Raw genomic sequence first — 13,663 nt, 5'->3', positions numbered from 1 at the left:
TCCGCGCGGGGCCTCACGCGGGCGTGAGGCCCTGGTTCCCCACCTCCGTGACGAATGATCCGGCCGTCGCGACGGGCGCGCCGGGTGTGGTGACGGCCGACACCGTGCGGTAGTCGGCACGCGCCCGCTCGCGGCCCAGCGTGATGACGGCGTAACCGCGGCGGCCGTTGAAGAACTTCATGTGCGGATTGGCCCGCATCTGGTTGTTCCAGCTGCCGGGCCTGTCCGAGCCGTCCTTGCCGCTCGTGATGGACGTGGCGACGATCTCCGTGCCGACGGTGCGGGACGACGGGTCGTCGAAGTCCTTCTTCAGGTCGAAGCCGTAGCCGACGTGCACATCGCCGGTCAGCACCATCAGGTTGTGGATCCCGGCGGCCTCGGCCCCCCTCAGGACCCGGTCGCGGGAGGCGGGGTAGCCGTCCCACGCATCCATGGACAGCTTGAAGGCATCGGTGGGCACATCGCGCCGCTGGGCGAAGGTGACCTGCTGCGGTACGACGTTCCAGGTGGCCCGCGAGGCATGCCAGCCGCTGAGCAGCCAGCGCTCCTGGGCGGCGCCGGTCAGGGTGCGCGACGGGTCCTCGGACTCCGGCCCCGGCTTCTGCCAGCCGTCGCCGTACGCCTGGTCGCTGCGGTACTGGCGGGTGTCGAGGATGTCGAACTGGGCGAGGGCGCCGAAGTGCAGGCGCCGGTAGAGCTTCATGTCCGGACCGGTCGGCCGCTGCGGGGTGCGCAGCGGCTGGTTCTCCCAGTACGCCCGGTAGGCGGCGGCGCGCCGCAGCAGGAACTCCTCGGGCGGTACGTCGTTCTCGGGGGTGTCGCCCGCGTAGTTGTTCTCGGTCTCGTGGTCGTCCCAGGTGACGACGAAGGGGTGCGCGGCATGGGCGGCGCGCAGATCGGGGTCGGACTTGTAGAGGCCGTACCGCAGCCGGTAGTCCTCCAGCGTGACCGTCTCCTTGTCGAAGTGGGCGGGGAGCGTGTGGCCGGTGTGGTGGCGCGCGCCGCCGGTCGCGTCGACGGCGTACTCGTAGAGGTAGTCGCCGAGGTGGAAGACGACGTCGACGTCCTCCCGGGCGAGGTGCTTGTACGCGGTGAAGTAACCGTCGTGGTAGGCCTGGCAGGAGACGGCGGCCAGGCTCAGGGTGCTGTTGCGGGCGCCGCGGGCGGGCGCGGTGCGGGTCCGGCCGACGGGGCTGGTCCACGCGCCGGTGCGGAAGCGGTAGTAGAAGACACGGTCGGCTTCGAGGCCCTTGACCTCGACGTGGACGCTGTGGTCGAACTCCGGGTGGGCGGTGGCCGTTCCGCGCCGGACGATGCGGGAGAAGCGCTCGTCGCGGGCGAGCTCCCAGCGCACCTGGACGCGGGCCCGGGGCAGTCCGCTGCCGGGCTCGTACGGCCGGGGTGCGAGTCTCGTCCACAGCAGGACCGAGCCGGGCAGCGGGTCGCCGGAGGCGATGCCGAGGGTGAACGGGTCGTCGCTGATCCTCATGGCGTCCAGCTCGGCGGCGCTCGCGGTGCCGGCGGCCGGCAGACCGACCGAGAAGGCGAGCGCGGCGGCGGCACCGGTGACCGTGAGGAAACGGCGGCGTCCGACGTGCCTGACGGCGTCGCGCATCTCCTGCTGGTGCGATGAGTACGTCATCTGTCCCTCCCCTGGCTGGTGGTGTGCTCTCGAAGTCCACCGGTCCAGCACATCGAGCTGTTGTCGTGTTCGCGTCGCTCCGGCGTCGCGCGGATGAGGAACGCGGCAGGAATGGGTCCACCGGGCAGAACGCGCATACAGGACGGGAACCATGATCATCGCCAAGCGCCGTCCGAAGAGCGAACCCGCCGCCCCGCGCATCTTCTTGACCCCATGTGGCCCCACGCGACCCGCTGAACGCGAAGGCGTACGCTGCGGCGCCATGAGCGACAAACTGTTGAACGACTCGAAGACGGCGGTCGTGACGGGCGCGGGCTCCGGAATCGGCCGCGCGGTGGCCCTCGCGCTGACCGGCGCCGGCTGGTCGGTGGCGCTCGCGGGCCGACGCCCGGAGCCCCTCGCCGAGACCGCCGCGCTGGCCGGGGAGAAGGCCCGGGTGATCACCGTCCCCGCCGACGTCTCGCGCCCCGAGGACGTGGCCGCCCTCTTCTCCTCGGTACGGGAGTGCTTCGGCCGCCTCGATCTGCTCTTCAACAACGCGGGCACGTTCGGCCCGCGTTCCGTCCCGGTCGAGGACGTCTCGCTGGAGGACTGGCGCGCGGTGGTGGACGTGAACGTGACGGGCGCGTTCCTGTGCGCGCAGGCGGCGTACCGGCTGATGAAGGCACAGGACCCGCAGGGCGGCCGGATCATCAACAACGGTTCGATCTCCGCCCACGCGCCGCGCCCCCACTCGGTCGCCTACACCACGACCAAGCACGCCATGACGGGCCTGACGAAGTCGCTGTCGCTGGACGGCCGCCCGTACCGGATCGCCTGCGGCCAGATCGACATCGGCAACGCGGCCACGGACATGACCGAGCGGATGCGGACGGGCATCCTCCAGGCCAACGGCGAACTGGCGGTGGAGCCGGTGATGGCGGCGGCGGACGTGGCCCGGACGGTGCTCCACATGGCGGAGCTGCCCCTGGAGGCGAACATGCAGTTCGCGACGGTCCTCGCGACGACCATGCCATACGTGGGACGCGGCTGACGGATCCGCCCGAACCGGGCGCCCGGCGCGGGCGGTTGCCGCCCGGACGACCGATTCTCGGCCGGAATACGTCATTTCCGGCCGGACGGGTGCGCGCTGCCTCTATGCTCACAGTTCTTCACCAGAACTCCACGCAAGGATCACAGCATGCACATACGCACCGCGGCACCGCTCGCCCTGGCCGCCGCCACCGCCCTGGCCGGCTCACTGCTCGCCACGGCCCCGGCCTCGGCCGCCTCGCACCAGGGCGGGCTGCACCTCGGCAGGATCCAGTACGACAGCCCCGGCAAGGACACCCGCACCAACGCCTCCCTCAACGCCGAGTGGGTGGACATCCACAACAACGGCAAGTCGAAGCTGCAGCTCAAGGGGTACAAGCTCAAGGACAACACCGGCTACACGTACACCTTCGGCAGCTACACCGTCGGCGCGGGCAAGACCGTCAAGGTCCACACGGGCAAGGGCAGGAACGGGTCGGGCCACGTCTACTGGAACCGCGGTTCGTACGTCTGGAACAACACCGGTGACAAGGCCCGGCTGATCAAGCCGAACGGCAAGCTCCAGGACTCCTGCTCCTGGACCAGGTCGGACAAGGGCGTCAAGAACTGCCACTGAGCCCGGCGACCGCGGTCCGGGGCGCCCATCCGGCCCACCGGGCGGGAATGTCCCGGGCCGCGGCAGAGTTGACCTGCGGCATGACCCAGAACTCAACCACCGGGATCCTGCGCTACACCGCCTTCTCCGCCGACCCGGAGGGCGGCAATCCGGCAGGGGTCGTCCTCGACGCGTCCGGCCTCGACGACGCGGCGATGCTCGCCGTCGCGGCGGAGCTGGGCTACAGCGAATCGGCCTTCCTGACCGGGCGGAACGAGCCGGGCGACGAGGAGCCGCCGGCCGCCCGGGGGTACACGATCCGCTACTTCAGCCCGAAGGCCGAAGTCCCCTTCTGCGGCCACGCCACCGTGGCGACCGCCCTCGCACTCGCCGAGCGCGACGGCCCCGGCGATCTGGTGTTCAGCACCCCCGCGGGTACGGTCCCGGTCACCGTCACCCAGGAGGGCACCGAACTCCGCGCCACCCTCACCAGCGTCGAACCGGACGTCATGGACATCGCCCCGGACGACCTGGCGCAGGCGCTCGCCGCCCTGGACTGGCCGGCCGCCGATCTGGACCCGGCCCTGCCGCCCCGGATCGCCTACGCGGGCGCCCGCCACCTGGTGCTGGCCGCCGCGACCCGTGAGCGCCTCGCCGACCTCCATTACGACTTCGCACGCCTCGAAGCCCTGATGCACCGGCTGGACCTGACCACTCTGCAGCTGGTGTGGCGGGCGGCGCCGGACGTCTTCCACGTCCGCGACCCGTTCCCGGTCGGCGGTGTGGTCGAGGACCCCGCCACGGGTGCGGCGGCGGCTGCCTTCGGTGCCTATCTGCGCGCCCTGGGACTCGTCCCGGACACCGCGGTCCTCACCCTTCACCAGGGCGAGGACATGGGCCGTCCTGGCACCCTCACGGTCGAACTGCGGGCGGGCGATGCCCGGGTGCGGGTGAGCGGCACGGGCACCCGGATCGGGAACTGACGCCCGCACGCCCCGCGGGCCGTCACCGGCCGAGGTGACCGCGGTACCACGGGGCGTGCCGGGCGAACCCGGTCGTGAACCCCTCGCCCGGCTCCCAGTCGAAGTCCCGGCCGACCCGTTCGTCCGTGAACCAGTGGTCCACGGCGAGCATGCCGAGGTGGTGCAGCGCGTACGGGACGCCGGCGAGCCGTTCGCGGGCCGCCTCCACGTCGACGCCCGCGGCTCCCCAGGGCAGCCGCAGCCCGTCGACGACCGTGGACAGCAGCTGCGAACAGCTCACCGGTTCGGGATGGTTGACGTGGTAGACGCCGGCCGGCTCCTTCGGGGAGAGCGCCGCGCTCAGCAGCGCCCTGCCCAGCGCCCGGACGTCGATCATCGAGTGCCGCGCCTCGCACCCGGTCAGACCGGCCGAGAGCTGCCGGAGCAGCCCGACCAGTCCGGGCACGGCCCACCGGTCCCCGGCCCCGTACACGATGTGCGGGCGCACGACTGCGCCGCCGGCCGCGAGGACATGCCGCTCGGCTGCGGCCCGGGTCAGGCTGGTGGCCGAGGCCGGGGCGGGCTCGGCCTGTCCGGGCCGCAGCCGGGTGAACGGCCCACGGCCGTAGACGGATGCCGTGCTCAGATGGATGATCCGGGTGACCCCGCAGCGGGCCGCCTCTTCCACCAGCGCACGAGTACCTTGATCATTTACGGACCGGGCGGTCGGTTCGTCACCGCCGATCGAGGAGGCGCAGTGGATCACCGCGTCGACGCCCTCGCAGCTGCCGCGCAGCGTCGCGGGATCGGCGAGATCCCCGTACACCGTCTCGGTGTCGGGCCCGGCGGGTGCGGCAAGGGCGGTCCGGTGGGTCATCAGACGCAGCCGGAGACCGGGGACGGACCGGGCCTCGGCCACCACATGGCCGCCGATGAAACCGGTCGCGCCGGTGATGAGTACGCGCGATGTCATGACGCGACATTCTGCCGGTCGCCCTGCCGGCTCCCCCGATCGCCCGTCGCGTCGTGCCGCGGGACCGGGGATTCGAGGGTGCAGCTGAAGACCGTCTCACCGTCCTGTGTCGCCGAGACCCGCACCCCGGCCGCCGTGCGGTCACCGGCCGGCACGGGCCGGGCCTCGACCCAGCAGGGGCGGTCGAGTTCCACGTACCGGACGAAGTCCGTCTTCACCGACACCGGGAGGAAGCAGTGGCCGGGCGTGACGGCGACGGCCGCCTGACGGGCCGCCTCCAGCAGCAGAATGCCCGGCACATGGTCGTTGGGCCGGGCGAAGAGCGTCGGATGCCTGGTGTCGAGCCGAAGCTGCCAGACGTTGTGCCGCGACGTCGGCGCCAGGACGACATCGCGCTCATCGGTCCTGCCCACCTCGCCCGGCGCGACGGCGGGCAGGAGGGGTATCGGGGCGCCGATGACGTCCTGCCGGTCGCCCCGCAGCCTCTCGTACACCTTGGCAGAGGTGCAGCTGATACGTCCGCCACCGCTGGCCAGGACTGTGCCGAGGCGGTGCAGGAGCAGTTCGACATGCATGGAGCCGATGCTCTTGCCGCGCCGCCGGATCCGGGAGCAGGACACGTCCACGGTGATGTCCCAGGGCGCCTCCCCCACCAGCAGTTGATCGGGCTCGCAGACGTACGCCAGCTCCCACATCACGAACTGGTCGCCCACCGGGACGCCGAACGCCGCGTGGCCCAGGAGCATCGTCGTCTGACGCATGGTTTCCGCGATCAGCAGCGGGTCCTGGTGGCGGCCGGACACAGGGGCGAAGAAGCGGTGCGCGTGCGGCCAGCGGGCCGATACCGAGAACTGGGTCTCGGTCTGCCGGGTCCAGCCGGTGGGAAAGATGTCCTCGGCATCGGACCGGTGGACCAGCGGCCCCAGGAAATCCGCCTCGGACCGTCTCCCCCTCGACGTCGCCCCCTCGACGCCGGGGGCCCCGGTGGATTCGGCAGACCCGACACCCTCGACGGAGAGCGAAGCGCTGTGTGAGGTGAGCTGAACCATGAGTTTTCCTCCCAGAGGATCCATGCCGGGAGGGCAGGCAGCCCCCGCAGTAAGATACTGACAGTCCGGTTTTCCTATCCAGCCATGTCCCAGTGGCGCTGACCACGCCACGACTGAGAGAGACTCGTAGCTGATGGCACAGCAGGCGCGCGCGATCCAGACTCGACGGTCGATCCTGGTGGCAGCCGCCGCCGTTTTCGATGAACGCGGCTACAGCAGCGCCACCATCAGCGAAATCCTCGCGCGAGCCGGTGTCACCAAGGGTGCGCTCTACTTCCATTTCACCTCGAAGGAAGACCTGGCTCTCGGGGTGATGGACGTGCAACTGGACAGCGATCCACTCCCCCCACAGCTGACGAAACTTCAGGAATTGGTCGATCAGGGGATGTTGCTCGCCCACCGGCTCCGCCATGAGCCGCTGGTGCGCGCCAGTGTCGGGCTGGCCATGGACCAGGCAGTGGAGGGGCTCGACCGGGGCACACCGTTCCGTGCCTGGATAGACCGGCTCGAACATCTGCTGACCGCCGCGGGGAGCCAGGGCGAGCTCCTGCCGCACGTCAACCCCCGCGAGACCGCCGAGATGCTGGCCGGCTCGTTCTCCGGCATTCAGGTGATGTCCCAAGCCCTCTGCAAGCGCGAGGACTTGGGGCGACGGATCTCGGTCCTTCTGCACTACGTGCTGCCGAGCATCTCGACCCCGGCGGTGCTGGCCACGCTCGACATGGCCGAGGACCGGGGCGAGCGCTTGATCAGCACCATGGGGTCGGTGCCCAGCCAGGCCGGCGCGCCCGGCTGACGGAGGGGAGCCGGGTCAGCGGGCGCGGGCGAGGAAGATGTCGGTGACCTGGTGCACGTCGATGCCGCCGCCGTGCGCGTCGAGCAGCCGGCCGATCTCGTCCAGCGCCCGTGCCCGGCTCTCGGCGGGCAGCACGCGATAGGCGGAGAGCGAGTTCAGGTGGCGGAGGTACCGCTCGGTTCCGTACCGCAGATCCCGCCCGAACCGGACCGAACGCAGCTCGGTGAAGCGTCCGTCACGGCGGCATTCCGCCTCCGGCCAGCGCTGGTCCCAGCTCCCCGGCTCGCCGCCGGAGAGGTCACGGGCCAGGAATCGGTGCGGGGAACTCTTCACACCGTGGCGGGCACCGATGTCCGCCAGCGCGGCACGCAGGCCTGCGTCATGGATTCCGTGCGGGCCGAAGATCAGCGCCGTCGCCCCGCCAGGTGCGAGAGCGGCGTGCACCAGGTCCCAGCGCCGCTCGCGGTCCAGCCAGTTCCAGGCTGAGGCGGCGAACAGCAACCCGTGGCGCCGACCGCCCGGTTGCCACTGCTCGAAGTCGCCGACCTCGATCCGGACGTTCGGATGTCCGGCGGTGTTGCGGCGCAGCACCTCGGCCATGCGCGCATCGGGTTCGACGCACACCAGTGGAACCCCCCGTGCGGCGAACGGCACGGTGGCCTTGCCGGTGCCCGCGCCGACCTCCACGGCCCCGCGGTCCCCCAGGTCCGCGTACGCGAGCACCTCCGCGGCCATCGGCTCCGCGTATCCGGAGCGGCCGGCGTCGTACGCCTCGGCCACCCCGCCGAAGACCATTCTGCGGGTGTCACGGTGTTCTTCTGAGGTCACGGGTGCCCCTCGGCTCGTCGATCGGCAACCGGGTCACCCTACCCACGCGCGACGCACCGCGCCCTGATGAAGGACCACGGGGCATGACACGGCGACGACAGGCGCCTGAACAACGGGCGACCGTTCGGTGCGGCTACGATCACGGGCACCGAGCGAGACCAGGAGTGCCGACCGTGCCCGTACCCCGCATCGCCGTATCCATCGTCACCATGGGAGACCGTCCGCAGCAGGTCGAGGCGCTGCTGGCATCGGTGGCCGCGCAGGACGTCCGCCCGGTCCGGCTGGTCGTCGTGGGCAACGGCTCACCGCTCCCGGACTTCACCGCGATTCCCGGTCTGTCCGATCTGTCCGGCGGTGTGACGGCGATCGAACTCGACGAGAACCTCGGCTGCCCCGGTGGCCGCAACGTCGCCCTGCGCCAGCTGGCCGAGTTCGGTGACGTGGATGTCGTCATCGAGCTCGACGACGACGGACTCTTGGTCGACCACGGGGTGTTCCGCAAGGTCCAGGAGCTGTTCGCCGCCGACCCACGACTCGGCATCGTCGGCTTCCGGATCGCGGACGAGCACGGCGAGACCCAGCGCCGTCACGTCCCGCGCCTGCGCGCCGGCGATCCGATGCGGCGCGGCCAGGTCACCGCGTTCCTCGGCGGTGGCCACGCCCTCTCCATGGAGATGCTCGCCAGGACGGGGCCCTGGCCCGCGGAGTTCTTCTTCACGCACGAGGAGACGGACCTGTCCTGGCGGGCGCTCGACGCGGGCTGGAAGATCCTGTACGAGCCCGATCTGCTGCTCCAGCACCCCAAGACCTCCCCGGCCAGACACTCCGTCTACTACCGGATGACGGCCCGCAACCGGGTCTGGCTGGCCCGCCGCAATCTCCCTCTGCCCCTGGTACCGGCCTATCTGGGCACCTGGACCCTCCTCACCGTGGCCCGCACCCGGTCGGCGACGGGTCTGCGCGCCTGGGCCGGCGGTTTCGCCGAAGGGGTCCGTACGCCGTGCGGGCGGCGGCAGCCCATGCGGTGGCGCACGGTGTGGCGGATGACGAGACTGGGCCGACCACCGGTCATCTGAGCACTGCGCCGCAGCCGCCGCGACTCGGGGACCCCGGACTTCTGCCTTTCGCCGGGCCCCGGGAGGTCACGGCCCACGGCCGGATCACGACGTCCGTCCGGCCGGATCCGGCACGGTGACGCCCTCGTCGTAGGGAAGGATCCGCCGCAGCAGTCCCCTGGGGTGGCCCCGTCGGCGCCATTCCCTGGGGTAGCCGATGGAGACCTCCTCGAAGCGCACCCCGTCGTACCAGGTCGTACGGGGGATGTGCAGATGTCCGTAGACCATGGCCGCCACGTTGAAGCGCCGGTGCCAGTCGGCGGTGAGCTCGGTGCCGCACCACTGGGCGAACTCGGGATATGTCAGGACGTCCATCGGCCGGCGGACCAGGGGCCAATGGCTCGCGATGACCAGCGGAATCTCCGGATCGTGTGCGGCCAGGCGCCGCTCCGTCGCCGCCACCCGCGCCCGGCACCAAGCATCACGGCTCGGGTACGGGTCGGGGTGCAGCAGGAACTCGTCGGTGCACACCACCCCCGTCTCGTGCGCGTACGCCAGGGACTCCTCCTTGGTCGTCGTGCCCGGTGCCCGGAAGCTGTAGTCGTACAGCACGAACACGGGCGCGACGGCAACCGGCCCCTCGGGGCCGGGCCACAGCGGGTAGGGGTCCTCCGGAGTGGTCACCCCGAGGCCCCGGCACAACTCGACCAGATGCTCGTACCGTTCCTGGCCCCGCAACTGCACGCGGTCGTGGTTGGTCGTCCACAGCTCATGGTTCCCCGGGGTCCAGATCACCTGCGCATACCGGCCCGCGAGCAGCCGCAGTGCCCATTCCACGTCCTCGACCTGCTCCGCGACATCACCGGCGACGATGAGCCAGTCCTCATCCGAATCCGGCCGCAGGGACTCGGTGATGGGACGATTGTCCGTCACCCCGACGTGAAGATCGCTCACCGCCAGCAGAGACCCGCGTTTCCCATTGGCACGATCCGTCATGGAGAACCCTTCCCGAGGAACGACTGGACAAGATCGTGCCCCATGAAGCGGCCCGGCACATCACCCACCGTTCGGCTGTCACACCGTGTCGCGGGAACGACTGACGAGCCCCGAGGAACTGACACCGAAGTCCGCGACCGGCTGACCGCGAACGGCTGGTTTCCAGGTCGAGATGCCGGAGAGCAGGCGGTCGGCGATACCGGCCTGATCGAAGAAAGGCCCACGTCACGGCGGCATGAGTCGAAACGCCGTTCCCGGGTTGACATGCAGTGCCCCGATGGGACGCTTGAAGGGGTTGCCCGGCAGCGTCGTACCTCCAGGTTGCGACCAGCGAGTCGACGGGAGCAGGTCGGCCGGTGGCCGGCCGGCGGGCCCTGGTGATACTTCTCGCCGCCTCCCACTTCTTTCGATGGGAGCTTGTCCCAGAACTCATGGAAGTGTCCCGGCCGACGTGCACGGATACGCGTCGCCGTGAACAGCCGGTGCGTCCGGCGCCGCGCACGCACAAAAACCACAGTACGTGAATTCCTTCGATCGATATTCGGAATGCCGAAAAGAAGGGGAGTCACTCATGAAGGCACTGGTGTACGACGGTCCGCATTCGGTGAGCGTGAAAGACGTGCCGGACGCGAGGATCGAGCGGCCGACGGATGTGCTGGTGAAGATCACCTCGACGAACATCTGCGGGTCGGACCTGCACATGTACGAGGGGCGTACGGACATGGAGACAGGGCGTGTCCTGGGCCACGAGAACATGGGTGAGGTCGTCGAGGTCGGTGACGGTGTGGACCGCGTCAGGGTGGGGGACCTGGTCTGCCTTCCGTTCAACATCAGTTGCGGGTTCTGCCGCAACTGCGACAGGGGACTGACGGCCTTCTGTCTGACCACGCCCGTGGATCCCAAGATGGCCGGTGCCGCGTACGGCTTCGCGGGGATGGGCCCGTACAGCGGCGGCCAGGCGGAGTTCCTGCGGGTTCCGTACGGCGACTCCAATTGTCTGGTGCTCCCGGAAGAGGCTCGGGAGAAGCAGACCGATTACGTGATGCTGTCCGACATCTTCCCGACCGGCTGGCACTGCACCGAACTCGCCGGTGTGCAGCCGGGTGAGACCGTCGTCATCTACGGTGCCGGTCCCGTCGGCCTGATGGCGGCGCTGTCGGCGAACCTGAAGAGCGCCGCGAAGGTGATGGTGGTGGACCGTCATCCCGACCGGCTGCGTCTGGCCGAGGAGATCGGCGCGATCCCCATCGACGACTCCAAGGCCTCACCGATCGACCAGATCAACGAGCACACCAACGGGCTGGGCGCGGACCGCGGGTGCGAGTGCGTGGGCTACCAGGCGCACGACGCGCAGGGGCGCGAGCACCCGAATCTGACGCTGAACAACCTGGTGCACTCGGTGAAGTTCACCGGCACCATCGGGGTCGTGGGTGTCTTCCTTCCCCATGATCCCGGCAGTCCGGACGAGCTGTACAAGGAGGAAGGCGAGGTCGCCTTCGACTATGGCCTGTACTGGTTCAAGGGCCAGTCGATGGGCACGGGGCAGGCAAACGTCAAGGCCTACAACCGCCAGCTGTGCGCGTTGATCGAGCAGGGCAAGGCGAAGCCCTCGTGGATCGTCTCCCACGAGCTGCCGCTGGACCAGGCCCCCGACGGCTACCAGCACTTCGACGCCCGGGACGACGGCTGGACCAAGGTCGTCCTCCACCCCGACGGCACCGGCTGAACCGGGCCCGCTCGCCCGTTGGCCTGCCGCCCGAGGGCGACCGCGAAGGGGCTCGTCGGCGTTCCCGCGACGAAAAGTCCGTCCCGACCCGTGACAAGGTCGGGACGGCAGACGAGTCGGGCGCCTCCCTCACAGCCCAGGCCGCGGCCAACGCCCAAGTCGACCCCGAACAGGTCGAGTTCACCCGAACCGTGAAGACCCTGCCTCCCGCTTCACCGGGTGCTGGACCAGAACAGCGATTACCAGATTTCTGGCTCCTGCCAAGGGACACACGTTGGACGCCGCCCTCCGGAGGAAAGGAATTCCTTTGCGGCCTGGCGCACCAGAGCAAGGGGGATTTCTGCCGTGGCGGGAAACTCGGTCGAATTCTCTGCAACAAAGTAGGTCACCTCCCCTCCATGATTGCTTCCCGAAGAGCCGAGCGAGACGAAGTTCTTCTCGTCCATGAAGCCCAGAACCCCTACCTGCCGTTTCCCGTCGGCGCCAATCCTGAACTCGTGATCTGGAAATCCTGACGGCAGAAGCTCACGCTCGGAACTGTGCAGAACAGCCGAGTTCTCGAACTCGGGGCCCGTAGCAAGAGCGTCGATCAGTGCATCGACATCCTCAGGGGTTCGGACTACCAATGGTTCGTATGCATGCTGCACGCAGTAGTACGCCTGAACCCTGTTGTGCGTCACTTTCCACCCATCCCTACATGGCCATTTCCAGAGGTCCGCGAGCTTCGGGGCGTGGGGGCGGCAACTCGACGGCCTCGCGTACGTAGCGGTACACGGTAGCGATGCCGATACCGAACCGGGCCACGAGCTTGGAGCAGGCATCCTCGCACCACAGGCGAGCCAGGACGAGCGGGGCCCGATGCTCATCCAGGACGTGCTTCAGTCCGCGCTCTCGGAGGCCGGCCGAGATGGAGAGAACCTGCCCTGACCTGCGGAACTCAGGGCAGCAGACGAGTCGGGCTGTACGCCGGGTATTGCCCCGCTTAGTGGTCGGCGCCGTAAGCCCTTCGGGGGTTGACGGAGTGGTAGAGCCCGTGGGAAGTGCGGGCCAGAGATCGAGGGTGGTGCAGTAGAGGCCCGCAGACGCCACCTTCAGCTGTGCACCGTCAGCAACGGCTCGTTCGAGCGGTGTGCAAAGATTCCCTGATGCGCGCGGACTGAGTGCGAATAATAGGAGCCCCCCATGGAATTCAACACTTACCGGGAAGTTCTGGCAGAAATCTACTTGGCATCCGAAGGGCGGCTCGAACTTTCTCCGTCGGCCTCCATGGCCGAACTTCGAGAATTTGAGAATGATCTTGGATTCCCTCTGGATCCGGGCTTGCGGGCGGCATGGCTGGAGGCAGATGGGGGGCCAACTTGGATGCCAGTGTTCGCCAGGCCGGGATATCTGAGTGGTTACGGTTTTCTCTCTATAGAGGCGGCGACGGAGCGGCGACGCTCCATGAAGCGCAACGCCCCACGCTATGCCGACTATCTCGGTCCACAGCCACAGGATCCTCGGATCCAGGCAGGCTGGTTCAATAACGGTTGGCTGCCGTTCGCCGAGCTTGGCGGGGGTGCGGGGATTCTGATGCAGGATTATTGCCCTACACAGGAGGGTACCCCTGGTCAAATCATTGCATACACACATGATCCGGACGAGATGAGCTATGTCGCCCCGGGATTTGAAGACCTGCTCGAAGAATCCATCGCTGAAATCTCGACCTATCCGGAAGAATATATTCCTGAGCCCGAGGAGCTCGACTAGATCGCCCCCCGGAAGTTCTTACTGAGGTTGAACTCGTAATGTCGCTGGGTTCAGGTGGGTCGGATGGTCAGGCCGGTCTCGGCGAGGCAACCGTCTATGAGGTCGCTGCGGTACTGGATGTGCCGTAGACCGCGTCGGATGCGCTGGACGAGGTGTTCGGAGGTAGTGAAGGCGACGTTGGAGAGCCAGCCGCGCCGCAGCAGTGACCAGATCCCTTCGACGGGGTTGAGGTCGGGTGCGTAGGGCGGCAGGTAGTAGAC

The 13,663-nt window shown here is 68.9% G+C and carries 14 protein-coding genes; 7 read left to right on the top strand and 7 right to left on the bottom strand.

All coding sequences use genetic code 11. From position 1 onward, the window contains the following. Positions 1–13 precede the first annotated feature (13 nt). Positions 14–1,642, bottom strand: a complete 1,629-nt coding sequence (locus ABZ826_RS15955; RefSeq protein ID WP_361447523.1) for an alkaline phosphatase D family protein — start codon at positions 1,640–1,642, stop codon at positions 14–16. 262 nt (positions 1,643–1,904) lie between these two features. Here ABZ826_RS15955 and ABZ826_RS15950 point away from each other — a divergent pair, with 262 nt between their 5' ends. The 3 genes from ABZ826_RS15950 to ABZ826_RS15940 all read left to right on the top strand — a co-directional run bounded on the left by ABZ826_RS15950 (position 1,905) and on the right by ABZ826_RS15940 (position 4,252). After that, positions 1,905–2,675, top strand: a complete 771-nt coding sequence (locus ABZ826_RS15950; protein WP_361447521.1) for an SDR family oxidoreductase — start codon at positions 1,905–1,907, stop codon at positions 2,673–2,675. A gap of 147 nt (positions 2,676–2,822) precedes the next feature. Next, positions 2,823–3,290, top strand: a complete 468-nt coding sequence (locus ABZ826_RS15945) for a lamin tail domain-containing protein (protein ID WP_361447519.1) — start codon at positions 2,823–2,825, stop codon at positions 3,288–3,290. 80 nt (positions 3,291–3,370) lie between these two features. After that, a complete protein-coding gene (locus ABZ826_RS15940) occupies positions 3,371–4,252 on the top strand; it encodes a PhzF family phenazine biosynthesis isomerase (protein WP_361447517.1) in 882 nt (293 codons plus the stop codon). A gap of 22 nt (positions 4,253–4,274) precedes the next feature. On the opposite strand, the gene ABZ826_RS15935 is transcribed toward ABZ826_RS15940, so the two are convergent. Together ABZ826_RS15935 and ABZ826_RS15930 are read right to left on the bottom strand one after the other, a co-directional pair. Continuing rightward, complete coding sequence (locus ABZ826_RS15935; protein ID WP_361447515.1) at positions 4,275–5,204, bottom strand: NAD-dependent epimerase/dehydratase family protein; 930 nt, start codon at positions 5,202–5,204, stop codon at positions 4,275–4,277. Further along, positions 5,201–6,253, bottom strand: a complete 1,053-nt coding sequence (locus ABZ826_RS15930) for a ScbA/BarX family gamma-butyrolactone biosynthesis protein (protein ID WP_361447513.1) — start codon at positions 6,251–6,253, stop codon at positions 5,201–5,203. The genes ABZ826_RS15935 and ABZ826_RS15930 overlap by 4 nt, the downstream gene beginning before the upstream one ends. Positions 6,254–6,386: 133 nt before the next feature. Between ABZ826_RS15930 and ABZ826_RS15925 the strand changes: the two genes are divergently transcribed. Beyond that, positions 6,387–7,049: a ScbR family autoregulator-binding transcription factor gene (locus tag ABZ826_RS15925; RefSeq protein WP_361447511.1), complete on the top strand. Its 663-nt coding sequence runs from the start codon at positions 6,387–6,389 to the stop codon at positions 7,047–7,049. A gap of 15 nt (positions 7,050–7,064) precedes the next feature. Here the strand turns inward: ABZ826_RS15925 and ABZ826_RS15920 are convergent, their stop codons facing one another. Next, positions 7,065–7,877, bottom strand: coding sequence for a class I SAM-dependent methyltransferase (locus ABZ826_RS15920; RefSeq protein WP_361447509.1), 813 nt, complete (start codon positions 7,875–7,877; stop codon positions 7,065–7,067). Positions 7,878–8,050: 173 nt separating this feature from the next. Here ABZ826_RS15920 and ABZ826_RS15915 point away from each other — a divergent pair, with 173 nt between their 5' ends. Then, on the top strand, positions 8,051–8,953 hold the full coding sequence (locus tag ABZ826_RS15915) for a glycosyltransferase (protein WP_361447507.1): 903 nt from the start codon (positions 8,051–8,053) through the stop codon (positions 8,951–8,953). Between the two features lie 84 nt (positions 8,954–9,037). On the opposite strand, the gene ABZ826_RS15910 is transcribed toward ABZ826_RS15915, so the two are convergent. After that, on the bottom strand, positions 9,038–9,928 hold the full coding sequence (locus tag ABZ826_RS15910; RefSeq protein ID WP_361447505.1) for a metallophosphoesterase: 891 nt from the start codon (positions 9,926–9,928) through the stop codon (positions 9,038–9,040). A gap of 571 nt (positions 9,929–10,499) precedes the next feature. On the opposite strand from ABZ826_RS15910, the gene ABZ826_RS15905 reads away from it, so the two are divergent. Then, positions 10,500–11,654: a glutathione-independent formaldehyde dehydrogenase gene (locus ABZ826_RS15905; RefSeq protein ID WP_361447503.1), complete on the top strand. Its 1,155-nt coding sequence runs from the start codon at positions 10,500–10,502 to the stop codon at positions 11,652–11,654. 239 nt (positions 11,655–11,893) lie between these two features. On the opposite strand, the gene ABZ826_RS15900 is transcribed toward ABZ826_RS15905, so the two are convergent. Next, entirely contained in the window at positions 11,894–12,334 is a 441-nt protein-coding gene (locus ABZ826_RS15900; protein ID WP_361447501.1) for an Imm1 family immunity protein, read from the bottom strand. 502 nt (positions 12,335–12,836) lie between these two features. On the opposite strand from ABZ826_RS15900, the gene ABZ826_RS15895 reads away from it, so the two are divergent. Continuing rightward, the gene (locus tag ABZ826_RS15895) at positions 12,837–13,403 is read left to right on the top strand and encodes an SMI1/KNR4 family protein (protein ID WP_361447499.1); all 567 of its coding nucleotides are present in this window, start codon (positions 12,837–12,839) and stop codon (positions 13,401–13,403) included. A 50-nt stretch (positions 13,404–13,453) separates the two neighbouring features. Here ABZ826_RS15895 and ABZ826_RS15890 read toward each other — a convergent pair. Beyond that, on the bottom strand, positions 13,454–13,663 hold a 210-nt coding region (locus ABZ826_RS15890; RefSeq protein WP_361447497.1), incomplete at its 5' end, for a transposase.

The organism is Streptomyces sp. NPDC047515, assembly GCF_040643055.1.
In the GTDB taxonomy this organism is placed as follows: Bacteria; Actinomycetota; Actinomycetes; order Streptomycetales; family Streptomycetaceae; genus Streptomyces.
Note: the sequence above shows the minus strand (reverse complement) of the source record. Positions and strands in the feature narration are given on the sequence as shown.